The sequence below is a fragment of the Saccharopolyspora rhizosphaerae genome, assembly GCF_003931915.1.
GTDB classification, from domain to species: Bacteria; Actinomycetota; Actinomycetes; order Mycobacteriales; family Pseudonocardiaceae; genus Saccharopolyspora; species Saccharopolyspora rhizosphaerae.
Genome location: NZ_RSAA01000016.1, coordinates 119,911 through 136,196 on the forward strand (window position 1 = coordinate 119,911; position 16,286 = coordinate 136,196).

The window sequence follows — 16,286 nt, forward strand, 5'->3', positions numbered from 1 at the left end:
CAGCAATGGAGTACCGCACGCTGACCGGTTGGGCACGGACCGCGCCGTCCCGGGCGCGCGTGCTCAGCACGACCGACGTCGACGCCATCGCCGAGGCGGTGCGCACCGCCGACGAGCGTGGCGTCATCGCCCGCGGCCTGGGCCGCAGCTACGGCGACGTCGCCCAGAACGCCGGTGGCGTGGTCATCGACATGACCGCGCTCAACCGCGTCCACGACATCAACCCGGACACCGCCATCGTCGACGTCGACGCGGGCGTGAGCCTGGAAGAGCTGATGAAGGCCGCGCTGCCCTACGGCCTGTGGGTCCCGGTCCTGCCGGGAACCCGGCAGGTCACGGTGGGTGGCGCGATCGCCAACGACATCCACGGCAAGAACCACCACAGCGCCGGCAGCTTCGGCAACCACGTGGTGGCGATGGACCTGCTGACGGCCGACGGCGAGATCCGCACGATCACGCCGAACGGCCCCGACGCCGACCTGTTCTGGGCGACGGTGGCCGGCATCGGCCTGACCGGCATCATCCTGCGCGCCTCGATCCGGATGACCCGGACCGAGACCGCGTACTTCATCGCCGACGCCGACCGGACCGCGAACCTCGACGAGACGATCGCGCTGTTCAACGACGGCTCCGACGACAAGTACACCTACTCGTCGGCTTGGTTCGACTCGATGTCCACAGGGTCGAAGCTGGGACGCGGCGCCTTCGGCCGCGGCTCGCTGGCCACGCTCGACCAGCTGCCGCCGAAGCTGCGCGCCGACCCGCTGAAGTTCGACGCGCCGCAGCTGCTGACGCTGCCGGACGTCTTCCCGCCGCGGCTCGCCAACAAGCTGACCTTCGGCACCATCGGTGAGCTCTACTACTGGAAGACGCCGAAGCGCGGCCGCAACCTGATCCAGAACCTGACCGCCTTCTACCACCCGCTGGACCTGATCGGCGAGTGGAGCCGGGCCTACGGTTCGCAGGGCTTCGCCCAGTACCAGTTCTCGCTGCCCTACGGCAAGGACGAGGACCTCAAGCGGATCATCCGCAAGATCGCCCACTCCGGCCACGTCTCGTTCCTCAACGTCATCAAGAAGATGGGCGAGGGCAACCGGGCGCCGCTGTCCTACCCGCACCCGGGCTGGCTGGTGTGCCTGGACTTCCCGATCGTGGACGGCCTCGGACGCTTCTGCACGGAGCTGGACGAGGAGGTCCTCGACCTCGGCGGCCGGCTCTACACCGCGAAGGACTCCCGGACCACGGCCGAGACCTTCCACAGGATGTACCCGCGGGTGGACGAGTTCAAGAAGATCCGCCAGAACATTGACCCCGAAGGCAAATTCGCCTCAGACATGAGCCGGAGGCTTGAGCTGTGATCGACGCTGTTGGCAACCCCCAATCGCTGCTGGTGCTGGGTGGCACCTCGGACATCGCGCTGACGACCGCGAAGCAGTACGCCAAGAACCGCCCGCTGCGCATCGTGCTGGCCGACCGTCCCGAGGAGTCGGAGCGGCTCAACGCCGCAGCCGAGGAGCTGCGCCAGACCGGCAGCACGGTGTCGGTCCTGCACTTCGACGCCCGCAAGCCGGAGACGCACTCCGAGGTCATCGACAAGGCCTTCGCCGACGGCGACATCGACGTCACCCTGATCGCCTTCGGCATCCAGGGCGACAACGAGAAGGGCTGGACGGACTTCGAGGCCGCCCGCGCCATCGCCGACATCAACTACGTCGCCCCGGTGGGCCTGGGCGTGCTGCTGGCCAACAAGCTCAAGAAGCAGGGCCACGGCAGCATCGCGGTGATGGCCTCCCCGGCCGGTGAGCGCGCTCGCCGTTCGAACTTCGTCTACGGCTCGTCCAAGGGCGGCCTGGACATCTTCTACACCGGTCTCACCTACGCGCTGGAGGAGCACGGTGTGAAGGTCACCGTGATCCGGCCGAACTTCGTGCACACGAAGCTGACCGCGGGCATGAAGCCGCCGCCGATGTCGCAGACCCCGGAGCAGGTCGCCGCGGCGATCATCGACGGCGTCCGCAAGGGCAAGGAAGAGGTCTACGCGCCGAACCAGATGCGCTGGGTCATGTTCGTGCTCAAGCACGTCCCCCGCTTCATCTTCAAGAAGCTGCCGTTCTGATCGAGTGGTCGAAGCGGGGCCGGCGGGTCGATCCCGCCGGCCCCGTTCGTCGTTCGGGGACCACCTCCGCGGTCCTCGGGTAGATTTCTTCGCGCGAGAGGCAACGTTTCACCCCTGCGCAGCGATCTGTCAGTGTGCGGGAGTCGTGAGACGCCCGCCGAGCTTCCGGAAGCGCGAGGCGCATCAGGAAGCGCGGATGCCCGGAGAAGTGGGGTTCCCCAGGCATCCGCGTCCGTGGGTCCTCCGCCTGCCCTCGGTTCCGGGGGACCCACGGAACGTCCGTGAGACGTGCCGGGCGTTCCGCGGGTTTCTCCTCTCCCGGCGGAACCGGCCGTGCAGGCGCGGTTTTCGCCCGTTCGGCGCAGCGGGACCGGCCACCCGGAACTGCGTGTGGGCGGCTGGACACCGCCAGTAGTCTGATCTTCCGTGGACGACTTCGAGACGGCCATCGCCGAGTACTACCGGCTCGGTCCGGAACGGGATCGCCTCAGCACCTGGGGGTACCTGGAAGCGCTGCGCACCGCGGAGCTGCTGGGACGACACCTGCCGCCGGCTCCGGGCACCGTCTTCGACATCGGTGGTGCGGAAGGCGCCTACGCCCTGCCGCTGGCCCGCGACGGCTACGAGGTGCACCTGGTCGACGCGTGGGAACCGCACGTGACGGCCGCTGCCGAGGCCTCCGCCGCCCAGCCCGCCGCACCGCTGGCGAGCTGCACCGCCGGCGACGCGCGGGACCTGACCTTCGACGACGGCACGGCCGATGCGGTCCTGCTGCTCGGCCCGCTCTACCACCTGCTGGAACGCGCCGACCGGTTGCGCGCCTTGCGCGAAGCGCACCGGGTGCTCAAACCCGGTGGTGTGCTGCTGGCAGCGGCGGTGTCCCGCTACGCCTCGACCTTCGACGGCGTGGCGAAGGGCGACCTCGCCGACCCGCGCTTCGAGGGGCTCGTGGAGGGCGTGCTGCGGGACGGCCTGCACCGGAACACGAACCCTCGCGAGCACCCGCGCTGGTTCACCTCCACCTACTTCCACCGGCCCTCCGACCTGCGCGACGAGGTCGCCGACGCCGGTTTTCGCACGATCGAGCTGGTGGCGGTCGAGAGCGCCGCGGCCTGGGCCACCGACACCCGCAGGTTGCGCGACGCGGAGCACCGGGAAGCGGTGCTCCGGGCGATCCGCCGGGTCGAATCGGCTCCGGAACTGCTGGGCGCGAGCCCGCATCTCATGGCGATCGCGCGCAGGTCCCACTGACGTCTCTTCTCGTCCTCATCCGGCGTGCCGGGCAACCTCCCGGGCGGCGCCGGTCGTGAAACTGCAAGAAGCTCAACGCAGTTCCCCCACCGGTCCCCGGGAGAGCACAGGGTGAAGCACCTGACGAGCACCGCACCGGTCGAAGCGCCCGCTGAACCGCACCTCGAGGAAGGACCCCGGCGATCGCGCCTGGGCAGGTGGCTGGCGCACGTCCTCGCGCTGTGCCTGGGCGTGGCGGGCCTGTGCTGCGCGCTCGCGCTCCCACTGGCCCCGGTGCTGACCGACCGCACCGAGGTGACCTGGCCGGCGGCGACGGACGAGAACCCCACCACGACGGCCTTCCTCACGCCCTACCGGCCCGCCGAGTTCCGCGCGACCGTGCCGTGCGCCACGATGCGCGCCGCGCTGCAGCGCTCGGAACCGACCACGGTGCTGAGCACCTCACCGCCGGGCAGCGACCGCGAAGGGCTGGTGCTGTCCACCCAGGACGGAGAACCTCGGTTGCTGCTGGGTGAGCGGGAAGTGCCGCTGCCCGAGGGGTCCTGCGGCCTGGTGGTGCGCGGCGACGACCGGAGCTCGGTGGTCGAACCCTCCGGACGCGCTCCGATCGTGCTGCCGGGTGTGCCCGCGCCGGAGGTGTTCACCTTCGCCACGGCGCTGGAACCTGAGCAGCTGCGCGGGTTCTCGGTCACCGCGCGCCCCTACTCGTGGAGCGACACCGCACCGACCGAGACCAAGCGCGGGTTGGTCGAAGCGGCGCTGGTGCTCGCGGTCTGCTCGTTGTTGCTGCTGTTCGCCCACACCCCGCCGGTGCTGCGCGGTCTCCGCCTCCGCCCGCTGCTGTGGCCGGTCGACGCCGGTGTGGCGGCGGTGATCTGGACGTGGCTGTTCGTCGGACCGCTCACCGACGACGACGGCTTCGCGATGATGACCGTCCGCAACTACGCCGAAACCGGCGACATCGGCAACTACTACCGCTGGTTCAACGCCTCCGAGGCGCCGTTCACGCTGGTGCAGCACTTCATGCGCTGGTGGTCTGCCGACGGTCTGGAGCCGCTCTGGCTGCGGATGCCCAGCGCCGCCGCCGGTCTGCTGACCTGGCTGGTGGTCAGCCGCGGCGTCGTCGCGCCGATCTGCCGCGACAGCAGGCGGTTGCCCCTGCACCTGCTGACGGCCGTGTTCTTCCTGGCCTGCTGGCTGCCCTACGGCCTCGGGATCCGCCCCGAGCCGTTCCTGGCGCTGGGCACGTCGGTCCTGGTCGCCGCGCTGCTGCGGGCCTCCCGCAGCAGCTCCCCGTTCGGCTGGCTGGGCGTGGCGGCGCTGACCTGCGCGCTGACGGTGTCGATCACCCCGACCGGGGTGAGCGCGGTGCTGGTGGTCCTGGTGTTCGCGCCGCGCATCTGCTCGCTGCTGGGGCGGGCCGGTCCGCTGCCGCGCTGGGCGCTCGTGCCGACCCGCGTCGCACTGCTGGCCAGCCTGGGCTCGGTGGGGCTGGTGGCGATGTTCGCCGACTCGTCCTGGAACGGGGTGCGCGGCGCGACCCGGGTGCACGACGAGTTCGGGCCGAGCTTGGGCTGGTACCAGGAGATCGACCGCTACGAGAAGCTGCTCAGCACCGGCGCGTGGGGTTCCGCCGGCAAGCGCCTGGTGGTGTTCCTGGTGGTCACCGCGGTGCTGATCAGCGCAGCCTGCGCGATCCGGCGGCTGCACCGGGCGATCAACCTCCCCGACCTGCCGGTGCTGCTGGGGTCGGTGGTCGCGGTGCTGGCGGCGCTGTGGCTGACCCCGTCGAAGTGGACGCACCACTTCGGTGCGCTGATCGGCCTCGGACCGGCGCTGGTGGCGGTGACCGCGGTGCTGCTGCTCCGGGTCGGCGAGCTCGCCGGTGCGGAGCGAGAAGCCCGGCTGCTGGGCGTGTTCGGCACTGTGGCGGCCTCGGTGGCGGCCGGGTTGGCGTTCATGGGACCGAACGCCTGGCCGTGGCAGTCGGACCTGGCGATGCCGTGGTCGGACACCCCCGTCCGGCCGGACCTGCCGCTGGACAGCCCGGGTTTCTGGCTGCTCGTCGGCCTGGTGGCGGGCCTGGTGGTGCTCGTCGGCCTGCTCGTCCGCACGCGGCTGCGTTCCCGACCGCTCGGCGGTCTGATGTGGACGATCGCGCCGACGTCGGTGCTCACCGGGTCCGCGCTGGCGATGGCGCTGGTGCTGCTGGGCTCGTTCCTGGCGGCGCCGGAGACGATGGGCGACCGCTTCTCCGTGGCGCGGATGAACCGGCTCAGCCACGAGGCCTCCACCTGCGGCCTGGAGGACGAGGTGCAGGCGATGCCGATCGCCGAGACCCTCCAGCCGATCGATCCCGACGACACCGGAGAGCTGGAGGGCTTCACCGCCGGCGGAGCTCCACCGCAGGAACCCGACCTGCGCCTCGAGAACCCCGGCGAGCCGCTGCAGCTGCCCGAAACCGAGGACCCGGACGACCCCCGCGCCGACGAACCGGTCGCCCGTTCGGCCAGTGACCACGCCTGGACCAGCCAGGACGGTGGTCCGCAGAACACCGGCACGCTGATCACCCCGTGGTTCGTGCTGCCCCGGGTGGACGCCCGGCAGCTGCTGTCGTGGTGGGTGGCCGGCCGCCCCGAGCAGGGCAACGAGCTGGTCGTGGAGTTCGCCGCGGGCAGGCGCGTGCTCGGGCGCGCGGAACTCCGCGACGCACCGCCCGCGGACCTGCCCTACGACGACCCGCGGCACGGCCGGGACGAGGACTGGCGCGACTTCACCAGCTGGCGGAACCTCACGCTCGAACCCCGGGACGTCCCGGCAGGGGCCGACCGGGTCCGCGTGCTGGCCGAGGACCGCAGCACCGACCGGCAGGGCTGGCTGTCCGTCAGCGGGCCGGTCGTGCGCGACGTGGTCGGGCTGCGCCAGGCCCTCGACGCGCAGGGGCCGGTGCTGATCGACTGGCCGATGACCTTCGTGTTCCCCTGCCGCAACGACTACCCACAGGTCGGCCACGGTGTCGCGGCGAGCCCCCGGATGCTCGTCACGCCCCCGGGTGGCGAAGGCTCGATGGCCACCGACCCGAACCTCGGCGGCGTGTTCGCCGGGATGCCGATGCTCTCCCAGCGGATGGAGCTGCCCACCCGGATGCGCGGCGCTCCGGGTTACACCTGGGGCCACCTGCTCGTGGTCCGCTACGACCGCGAACGTGACGCCTACACCACGACTCGCCAGCGCGAACGCGTCAGCGGCACCGGAGGCGACGGCTCGTACCCCTTCGAGCAGGAGTGATCGTGTGTGCGAGGCACGACGGGATGCCTGAAACTGGCGCTCCGGAGACCGATTTCCTGGCGATCCGCTAGACGTCGCTGACTGGGGGAACGTTGCTGGACGGGATCGAGCTGACCGCGGAGCCCCATCGGCCGATGCCCGCCGCACGCGCCCCTCGCCGTCGCGTCGTCCACGCCCTCGGCTTGCTCGTCGGCGTCCTCGCGGTGCTCGCCGCGCTGGCCGTGCCGTTCGCGCCGGTGGTCGGTGAGCGGGTCACGGTCACCTGGCCGATGGCCGGTCAGCCGCCGGAGAGCACCGTCGCGTTCGTGGTGCCCTACCACCCGGACCAGGTGCACGTCCGGGTCCCCTGCGAGGTGGTCCGCGCAGGCCAGGAGCGGGGTGAGTCGACGACGCTGGTGTCCTCCCGACCGCCGGGCCAACCCACCGAGGGCTTCGCGGTCACCACCGCCCAGGACCACGTGATCGCGCTCGTCGCGGGCCGGGAGGCGCTGCGCGCGCCGATCGACCAGGCCTGCGACGTGGCCATCGACGGCGGCCCGTCCGGCGCGACCGCCCGCATCGGCGACCGGACCGGCTCCGTGCAGGAGGGGATGCGCGACATCGTCGCGTTCACCACCGACCTCGCCCCCGCCGAAGCCGCGGGCACCCAGGTCGAGGTGGTCACCGCCAACTGGTTCGAAACGTCCCCCACGCAGGGGAAGCTCCTGCTCATCACGCTGCAGCTGGTGCTGGTGGCAGCGGGTTTCGCGGTCCTGGCCGCGCTGGACCGCAAGCGGCGCAGGGACGTCGAGCGGCCGGTGCGGCGGCCGCTGCACCGGTTCCTCGGCTACGGGGTCGACCTGCTGCTGGTTGCCGTGCTGGCCGGGTGGTGGCTGCTGGGCCCGAACAGCCCGGACGACTCGTTCGCCTCGGTGACCGTGCAGAACGCGCTGCGCACCGGCGACATCGGCAACTACTACCGCTGGGAGAACGCCTCCGAAGCCCCGTTCACGCTGGTCCAGCAGCTGCTGGTGCCGGTGGCCGAGTGGAACCAGAACCCGCTGGCCATGCGCATCCCCAGCATCATCGCCGCCGTGCTGACCTGGCTGGTCCTCAGCCGGGGCGTGCTCGGCGCCGCCGTTCCCGGCCAGCACCTGCGACCGCCGGTGCGCGTGCTGGCCGCGCTGGCGTTCCTGGGCTGGTGGCTGCCCTTCGGCATGGGTGTGCGGCCGGAGGCGTTCGAGGCCCTGGGCCTGACCGCCGTGCTCGCGGCGGCGCTGCAGGCGGCGCGCACCGAGCGCCGGGTGTGGCTGGGCGTGGCCGCGCTGGCCGCGGGCCTGTCGATCGCGGTCAACCCGATGGGCATCACCACGATCGCTCCGCTGCTGGTCCTCGCCCCGCGCCTGTGGCGGCTGGCAGGGGTGGGGGTGGTCGCGGTGCTGGCCGGGATCGCCTCGGTCGGCGTGGTCGCGATGTTCGCCGACCAGTCCTTGTTCGGCGCCGCCAAGGCCACCGACCTGCACGGCTACTACGGGCCCAACGTCTCCTGGTTCCTGGAGGTCATGCGCTGGCAGTACCTGCTGGGCTTCGACTTGCAGGGCGATGTGGCCCGGCGCGCCGCCGTGCTGCTCACGCTCGTCGTCGCCGCCTTCAGCCTCGTCGTCCTGCTGCGCACCCGCCGCGAGGCGGGCCTGCGGATGGCGCACGTACCGGCGGCGTCGTTGCTGCTCAGCATGGCTCTGATGACCTTGACGCCGTCGAAGTGGAGCCACTACTTCGGCGCGCTCGCCGGCGTCGGAGCCGCTACGCTGACCGCGGGTGCGGTGGTGATCGGCATCGCCGCGGCCACCGCGAGCCGGGACCGCGTGGTCCTGGTGGCCGGAGTGGTGGCCACCGCGCTCGCCGGGGGCGCAGCAGCACTCGTCTTCTCCGGCAAGAACAACTGGTTCCTGCACTCCCAGTACGGGGTGCCCTGGGGCGAGGGCCCGGTGCGGCCACTGCACAACCCGCTGTGCTGGCTTCTCATCGCCGGGCTGCTGATGGCCGGATCCGCGCTGGTCCGGCGACATGACGACCGGGTGCGGCGCGCGCTCATCCGCACGCCCGCGCTGGTCTGCGTCACGGCGATGGGGGTAGCGGTGACGATCGTGCTCGGCTCCTTCGTGGTAGCGCCGATCCGGCAGGGCGACGACGCCTACTCGATCGGCGCGCAGGGCATCGCGGCCGCGCGCGGCGGCAGCTGCGGCATCGCCGACCAGATCGTCGTCACCCCCGACCTCCGAGCACTGCCAGGTGGTGACGGCGCGCAGATGGCCGGTTTCACCGAAGGCAGCGGGTGGGCGCCGGACTCCACCCCGCCCGCCGACGTGCCCGTCTGGGGCAGCCTGACGGGCGGCCAGATCAACACCGGCACGCTCGCCACCGGCTGGTTCCCGCTTCCCGAGCTCGCCCCCGACCAGGAGCTGGCGTTCGCCGTGGCCGGGCGCAGCGGCGACGGCAACCGGGTCGCGCTGGAGTTCTCCGGACCGGAGGGCACCCGCGAGGTCGTCCTGGACGACACCTGGATGGACTCCGACGAGCGCGAGAACTACCCCACCGACCACGTCATCGAGGACCGGCCGCAGGACCACCCCGGGTTCCGCGACTTCCACCTCTCCCCCGCGCAGGTCCCGCCTGGTGCCGAGCGGGTCCGCATCACCGCGGCCGACACCACCACCGACCCGGCCGGGTGGGTGGCGGTCAGCGGCCCGCGGTTGCGCGAGGTCATCCCGCTGACCGAGTACATGCGCGACAGGGCGCCGACCTACGTCGACTGGTCGATGACCTGGAACATGCCGTGCATGCGGGACCTGCCGAAGGTCGAGGACGGTCTCGTCGAACCGCCCGCGTACCTGATCACGCCACCCAACTCCATGGGGTTCGGCGGCACGGCCGCCTTCGAACGCGGGATCGGTGGTGCCTTCGCGGGGGTCCGCGACGTCGGTGTCCAAGAGGAGATCCCGACGAGGCTCAACGGTTACGAGAAGACACCCGAATACTCCGAGTGGGGACACCTGTTCGAGGTGCAATACCCCTACCCGGGCAACCGTTTCGACGTGCAGCGCGTTGAAGCGACACGGTGGGGTTGGCGAGGGGAGTGACCATGGCCGACGCGATTCGCCACGAGGTCGGACTACCGGTACCGCAGCAACAACCACGCTCCGAAGACGCCGAGGCCAAGCAGCTGATCTCCTACGTGCTGCCGGTCTACAACGAAGCCGAGGGCATCAAGCACTTCCACTCCGAGCTGACCTCCACGGTCGCCCAACGGCCCGAGTTCTCCTACGAGTTCCTCTACGTCAACGACGGGTCCGCCGACGGATCGCTGCGCATCCTGCAGGACATCGCCAAGAACGACTCCCGGGTGCGGGTGGTGGACTTCGCGCGCAACTTCGGCCACCAGATCGCCATCACCGCGGGACTGGACCACGCCACCGGTGACGCGGTGATCGTGATGGACACCGACCTGCAGGACCCGCCGAAGGTCAGCCTGCAGATGATCGACGCCTGGCTGGCGGGCGCCGAGATCGTGCAGGCACGCCGCCGGACGCGACGCGACACCCCGTTCAAGCGGTTCACCGCGCACGCCTACTACCGGCTGCTGCGCAGCTGCGCCGACGTCGACATCCCCGTCGACACCGGCGACTTCCGGCTGCTCAACCGGCGCGCGGCCGAGGAGCTGCGCACGTTCCGGGAACGCAGCCGGTTCATCCGCGGCATGGTCGCCTCGATGGGTTTCGAGCAGCAGGAACTCCTCTTCGACCGGGACGAGCGGGTCGCCGGCGAGACGAAGTACCCGATGCGCAAGATGCTGCGACTGGCCGCCGACGGCGTCACCGGCTTCTCCACCGCGCCGCTGAAGTTGATCACCCGCATGGGGTTCGTGAGCCTCGCGCTGGCGATGGTGGGCATCATCTACTCGATAACGCTCCGGTTGTTCTTCCCCGAGATCACCGTCTCGGGGTGGACGATGTTGATGGTCGTGATGCTGTTCCTGGGTGGGCTGCAGATGCTGTCGCTGGGGGTCATCGGCAGCTACATCGGCCGCATCTACCACGAAGTGCAGCAACGCCCCCTCTACACCGTCCGGGATGTGATCCGGCATGACGAAGCTTGAGCCGCGCTCCCGGCTGGTCAGCCGGGAACTGCTGCTCTACGCGTTGATCGGCGGCAGCGGAGTGCTGCTCGACTACCTGCTGTTCCTGCTGCTGTTCAACGTGTTCGGCCTGCACCACCAGCTCGCCAACGCGATCAGCACCACGGCCGGGATCACCAACAACTTCGTGCTCAACTCGCTGTTCAACTTCCGCAAGACCGACCGGATCGTGGTGCGGTTCCTGCGCTTCTACGCGGTGGGCATCGCCGGGATCGGGCTGACGTTCCTGCTCCTGGCGGTGTTCTCGACCTGGCTGGGCATCGACGCGAACCTGGTCAAGCTCGCCAGCCTGCCGCTGGTCCTGCTGTTCCAGTACACGATCAACAAGAGGTGGAGTTTCGGATGAAACTGGGGATCGTCGGGGCCGGCGCGACCGGGCTGACCGCGGCCTTCGACGCCGTGCGCGCCGGGCACGACGTCACGGTGCTGGAGGCCTCCGCCGAGCTCGGCGGGCTCGCGGCCTCGATCGAGGTCGGCGGCACCCCGCTGGAGCGCTTCTACCACCACAGCTTCGCCAGCGACACGGCGATGATCGAGCTCATCGGCGAGCTCGGGCTCAGCGACAAGCTCCGCTTCCACAAGCCCACCACCGGCGTGTACCTGGACGGCGAGCTGCACGACTTCGGCACCCCGGTGGAGATGCTGAAGTTCCCGGAGTTCTCGATGCTCGACCGGTTGCGCTTCGGTGCTTCGGCCGCGGCCTTGAAGGTGATCCGCGACGGCAGCCGGTTCAACGAGGTGCGCGCGCTGGACTGGATGCGCCGCTGGGCCGGGCCGAAGGTGACCTCGACGATCTGGGAGCCGCTGCTGAAGGGCAAGTTCGGCGAACACGCCGAGGAGATCTCGATGGCGTGGCTGTGGGCGAGGATCCACTGCCGCACGTTCGAACTCGGCTACGTGCACGGCGGTTTCGACCAGGTCTACCGGGCGCTGAGCGAGGCGGTGACCGAGCGCGGCGGGAAGATCGAGTTCAGCAAGCCGGTCGCCTCCATCACCCAGCCCTCCGCGGTGGTGCAGGTGGGGACGTCGGACGGCAGCAGCTACGAGTTCGACCACCTCATCGTCACGGTCCCGCAGCCCGCCTTCGCCAAGGCCGCCGACATCGAGTCCGACGACGTGCTCTGGCGCAACCAGTACCTGGGCGCGACCTGCTTCATCCTCGAGGTCGACCGCAGCGTCATCCCGTACTACTGGCTCAACATCAACGACCCCGAGTTCCCGTTCCTGGCGGTCGTGGAGCACACGAACATGGTCGACCGGCAGGAGTACGGCGGGAACCACGTCGTCTACGTCGGCAACTACGTGCCTCGCGACGACTGGCGCTTCACCACCGACCCGGCCGAGCTGCTGAGCGCCTACGTCCCGTGGCTGAAGCGCCTCAACCCGGACTTCGACGAGTCCTGGATCCGCAACTGGCACTTCTCCAAGGCCGGCTTCGCCCAGCCCATCGTGACGCCGACCTACCGCTCCCTCATCCCGCCGCACACGACGCACCTGCCCCACGTCACGCTGGCGACGATGTCGCAGATCTACCCCCAGGACCGCGGCCAGTCCTACGCCATCGCGATGGCCCACGAAGTGACAGAAACCCTCGGCCTCCGGTGACCCCCACGACCCGGCCCGGGGGCCTTCACCACTCCCGGGCTCGCGGCTCCCGGGGCACCGCAGGCTTACCGCAGGCTGTTTCGGACTTCGCGCGAACTTCGAAGGCCCCCGCCGCTGCCCGGTGCTGACCCGCCTGAACTTCCGGGCCCACGCGTGTCACCCGCGCCCCCTGGTCCGAACGTCGCGCGAAATGTGAACACCCACGCGAACACGAAACCGGTCGGCCAAGCCCGCGAACGGGAAGCCAGCCGGCGGAGCCCGCGAACGGGAAGCCAGCCGGCAGAGCCCACGAACGGGAAGCCAGCCGGCGGAGCCTGGGGATTGGGAGCGTCGTCCTCGGCGTGCGGGCCGTGCGCGGGGTGAACGACATCTCGCGCGACATGTCGTTCGGCTGGCGAAGCACATTTCGCGCGACATGTCGTTGCTCGGGCGAAGGGTGGTCCCGCGGGGTGCTTGGGGAGGTCAGGATGGGGTGAGGCCGGGGGTGCCGTCTTGGATGGTGAAGGTGGCGAGGTCTTCGACCTCGGCGCCGGGCTTGGAGACGTGGGGCAGGACCTTGTAGGTCACCGTCATCTCGTCCGCGGTGATCGTGGTGGAGACGTAGCCGCGCTGGTTGCGGTAGAGCCGGACGTGGGGGTTCTCGGTCAGGTAACCCTTCTCCTCCTCGGTGAGCTCGGCCGATCCGTCGCCGCCGCTGCTGATCGAGGTGGTGGTGAGCTCGGTGGCCACCACGCGCTCCCCGTCGTGGACCTCGTTCGCCCAGTGCGAGTGCACGTCGCCGGTCAGCACGACCGGGTTGCGCGTGCCCGCCTGCTCGAAGCCCTCGAGGACCCGCCGCCGCGAACCGACGTAGCCGTCCCACGCGTCCGGGTTGTAACCCTCGTCCTCACCACCGAGGTAGTCGATCTCGGCGAACATGACCTGCTGGCCCAGCAGGTCCCAGCGGGCGCGCGACGAGCGCAGGCCCTGAAGCAGCCAGCGCTCCTGCTCGGCCCCGGTCAGGCTGCGCTTCGGGTCCCGGTTCGCGGGGTCCTGCGTCGGGAACTCGTCGCCGCCGACCTGGTCGTCGCGGTACTGGCGGGTGTCGAGCACGTGGAACGTCGCCAGCGAACCCCACTCGAGCCGCCGGAACAGCCGCATGTCGATGCCCTGCGGGACCTGGGCGCGACGCAGCGGCATGTTCTCGTAGTAGGCCTGGAACGCGGCCTTGCGGCGTTCCAGGAAGTTCGGTTGCGGCTTCTCCGGCTTCTCGTGGACCTCATCGGCCCAGTTGTTGTCGACCTCGTGGTCGTCCCAGACCACGACCCACGGCGCCGCGGCGTGCGCGTGCTGCAGGTCGGCGTCGGTCTTGTACTGGGCATGCCGCTGCCGGTAGTTCGCCAGCGTCTCGGTCTCCGGACCTGCGTGGTCGCGGACGTTGCCGCTCGGGGCCTCGTAGTCACCGGCCGCGTACTCGTACTGGTAGTCGCCCAGGTGCAGGACCAGGTCCGGCCGCTCGTCGCCGAGGTGCCGGTAGGCGGTGAAGTACCCGTGCTCGTACTGGGCGCAGGAGGCGAACGCCATCGACAGCTCGCCCGTGGTGCCGGGCAGCGGGGCCGTCCGCGTGCGCCCGGCCGGCGAGACCGAGCCCTCGGCGCGGAACCGGTAGAAGTAGTCCCGGCCCGGGCGCAGCCCCTCCAGCTCGACGTGCACGCTGTGGCCCATCTCGGGCGCGGCGGGTGCTTCGCCCCGGCGCACCACCCGGGTGAAGTTCTCGTCCTCGGCCACTTCCCACTGCACCGTGACGGTCTTGCCCGGCATGCCGCCCATGCCGTCCTCGGCCAGCGGATCCGGGGCCAGCCGCGTCCACAGCACGAAACCGTCCGGCAACGGATCACCCGAGGCCACGCCCAGGGTGAACACCTCACCGCGCCGGGCGGCACCGGCACCGGCACCCGGCAGCGACAGCACGGACGGCGCGACGGTCAGCGCCGCGGCACCGGCGGCACCGCCCAGCAGCACGTGGCGGCGGGAGAGCTTCGCAACGGACTTGTCCATGGGGTTCGGTCCTCCATCGGTTCGGCAACGACACCACTCTCACCGGGCCAGGTGAACGCACCGGTGATCGTCGATGAACGAACCGTGCACAACGACGAAGCCCCCGGCCACTGGAGACCGGGGGCTTCGACGGAGCGTCACTCAGAGGTAGAACGCCAGGAACAGGCAGCCTGCCAGGACCAGGCCGAGCACCATGAGGACCTTGTCCTTGAGGACCACTTCCTCCGGCTCACCGGCGACACCCTTGTCGATGTCCACCGCGTACCGCAGGATCGCGATCACCATCGGCACGATGGAGATCAGGCCCCAGCGCGACATCTCGAACTCGCGGATGTCGTAGGCCCACAGCGCGTAGGTCATGATCGTGATCGCGGCCGCGATCGCCCACACGAACCGCAGGTACGAGGGCGAGTACGCCTTCAGCGACTTGCGGATCTTCGCGCCGGTCTCGGCGGCCAGCTTCACCTCGGCGTAGCGCTTGCCCGCCACCATGAACAGCGAGCCGAACGCCACGATCAGGTAGAACCACTGGGTGATCACCAGGTTCGCCGCGGCACCACCGGCGATGGCGCGCAGCAGGAACCCGGAGGCCACGATGCACAGGTCGATGACCGGCTGGTGCTTGAGGCCGAAGCAGTAGCCCAGTTGCACCGCGATGTACAGCGCCATGACCGCGAGCAGCTGCATGCTCGTCAGGCCCGAGATCACCAGCGAGCCACCCAGCAGCAGCGCGCACACCGCGTAGGCGATCGGCACCGGGATCAGCCCGGCGGCGATCGGCCGGTTGCGCTTGGTCGGGTGCTGCCGGTCCGCCTCGACATCGATCGCGTCGTTGACGAAGTAGATGCCCGAAGCGGCCATCGAGAACACCACGAACGCGATCACCGCGTCGAGCAGGACAGCCGGGTCCAGGATTTCGCCTGCCGCGAACGGCACGGCCAGGACCAGGACGTTCTTGACCCACTGCTTCGGGCGCAGTTCCTTGACCAGACCGGTCACCAGACCGGCCGTGGTCCCCGCCTTGGCGGTCACCTTCGCGTGGTAGGCGTCCGAGGACTTGTCCTTCTCGTCGCCGGCCTCGGCCGGCTCGGCCTCCAGCACCTCGTCGCCGAACTCGGCACCGATGGTGCCTTCCGAGTCGGCCTCCACCTCGGCCTGCTTCGAGGCAGCCGACCCGGCTCCCTCGGAGGCTTCGGTGGCCTCGGCTACCTCGGCCGAAGCTTGCTTGTTGTCAGCCACGGTTCCTCCGCCGTCTCATGAACCGCCGGGTGACCAGTGCCACGGCACCGCCGAGCACCGAACCGGCGACCACATCGCTCGGGTAATGAACCCCCAGGACAAGACGGCTGACCATCATGGGCGGCACCAGTGCCGGGGTCAGCTTCTTGCCGGTCAACCCGCCGTAGAGCACCGCGGCGGCCGTCGTGGACGTCGCGTGCGAGGACGGGAAGCTCAGCTGGCTCGGCGTACCGACCAGCACCTCGATCTCGGGGTCTTTCGGGCGCGGGCGGCGGACCACCCGCTTGACCGCGACCGACGCCGCGTGCGCGACGGCGACCCCGGCTGCCGCGGTCACCCACTGGCCGCGACGCTTGCGGTCGGCCAGCGCGCCGACCGCGCCGATGGCCAGCCAACCCGCGGCGTGTTCGCCGAACAACGACATCGCGTTCGCCGTCTTGACGACCGCGGGCTTGGCCAGCGCGCCCTGCACCTTGCGCAGAGCGATGGTCTCGGCCGTGACCTCCTCGTCCTTCTTGAGGTCGGTCACGTCCTCGGGGGCGATCAGCGTAGTCAGCTCTGCCACTTCGTCTCCGG

The 16,286-nt window shown here is 70.3% G+C and carries 11 protein-coding genes; 8 read left to right on the forward strand and 3 right to left on the reverse strand.

What is annotated here, in order from left to right:
* Positions 1-5 precede the first annotated feature (5 nt).
* From EIL87_RS17975 to EIL87_RS18010, 8 genes are all read left to right on the forward strand, one after another.
* Entirely contained in the window at positions 6-1,358 is a 1,353-nt protein-coding gene (locus tag EIL87_RS17975) for an FAD-binding oxidoreductase (RefSeq protein WP_125091765.1), read from the forward strand.
* Positions 1,355-2,116, forward strand: a complete 762-nt coding sequence (locus tag EIL87_RS17980; protein ID WP_125091710.1) for a decaprenylphospho-beta-D-erythro-pentofuranosid-2-ulose 2-reductase — start codon at positions 1,355-1,357, stop codon at positions 2,114-2,116. The genes EIL87_RS17975 and EIL87_RS17980 overlap by 4 nt, the downstream gene beginning before the upstream one ends.
* 426 nt (positions 2,117-2,542) lie before the next feature.
* Positions 2,543-3,367, forward strand: a complete 825-nt coding sequence (locus EIL87_RS17985; protein WP_125091711.1) for a class I SAM-dependent methyltransferase — start codon at positions 2,543-2,545, stop codon at positions 3,365-3,367.
* A gap of 111 nt (positions 3,368-3,478) precedes the next feature.
* Positions 3,479-6,655 carry an arabinosyltransferase domain-containing protein gene (locus EIL87_RS17990; protein WP_125091712.1) on the forward strand — a complete coding sequence of 1,059 codons (3,177 nt, stop codon included), beginning with the start codon at positions 3,479-3,481 and terminating at the stop codon, positions 6,653-6,655.
* 134 nt (positions 6,656-6,789) lie between these two features.
* A complete protein-coding gene (locus EIL87_RS17995; protein WP_125091713.1) occupies positions 6,790-9,774 on the forward strand; it encodes an arabinosyltransferase domain-containing protein in 2,985 nt (994 codons plus the stop codon).
* Between the two features lie 2 nt (positions 9,775-9,776).
* Positions 9,777-10,790, forward strand: coding sequence for a glycosyltransferase family 2 protein (locus EIL87_RS18000; protein WP_125091714.1), 1,014 nt, complete (start codon positions 9,777-9,779; stop codon positions 10,788-10,790).
* The gene (locus EIL87_RS18005; RefSeq protein ID WP_125091715.1) at positions 10,777-11,175 is read left to right on the forward strand and encodes a GtrA family protein; all 399 of its coding nucleotides are present in this window, start codon (positions 10,777-10,779) and stop codon (positions 11,173-11,175) included. Before EIL87_RS18000 ends, EIL87_RS18005 begins: the two co-directional genes overlap by 14 nt.
* Positions 11,172-12,434, forward strand: a complete 1,263-nt coding sequence (locus EIL87_RS18010; RefSeq protein ID WP_125091716.1) for an NAD(P)/FAD-dependent oxidoreductase — start codon at positions 11,172-11,174, stop codon at positions 12,432-12,434. The genes EIL87_RS18005 and EIL87_RS18010 overlap by 4 nt, the downstream gene beginning before the upstream one ends.
* 462 nt (positions 12,435-12,896) lie before the next feature.
* Here the strand turns inward: EIL87_RS18010 and EIL87_RS18015 are convergent, their stop codons facing one another.
* The 3 genes from EIL87_RS18015 to EIL87_RS18025 all read right to left on the reverse strand — a co-directional run bounded on the left by EIL87_RS18015 (position 12,897) and on the right by EIL87_RS18025 (position 16,275).
* Positions 12,897-14,471, reverse strand: coding sequence for an alkaline phosphatase D family protein (locus EIL87_RS18015; protein WP_125091717.1), 1,575 nt, complete (start codon positions 14,469-14,471; stop codon positions 12,897-12,899).
* 141 nt (positions 14,472-14,612) lie between these two features.
* Positions 14,613-15,710, reverse strand: coding sequence for a decaprenyl-phosphate phosphoribosyltransferase (locus tag EIL87_RS18020; RefSeq protein ID WP_125091718.1), 1,098 nt, complete (start codon positions 15,708-15,710; stop codon positions 14,613-14,615).
* The gene (locus EIL87_RS18025; protein ID WP_199740483.1) at positions 15,703-16,275 is read right to left on the reverse strand and encodes a phosphatase PAP2 family protein; all 573 of its coding nucleotides are present in this window, start codon (positions 16,273-16,275) and stop codon (positions 15,703-15,705) included. The genes EIL87_RS18020 and EIL87_RS18025 overlap by 8 nt, the downstream gene beginning before the upstream one ends.
* Between the last annotated feature and the right edge of the window lie 11 nt (positions 16,276-16,286).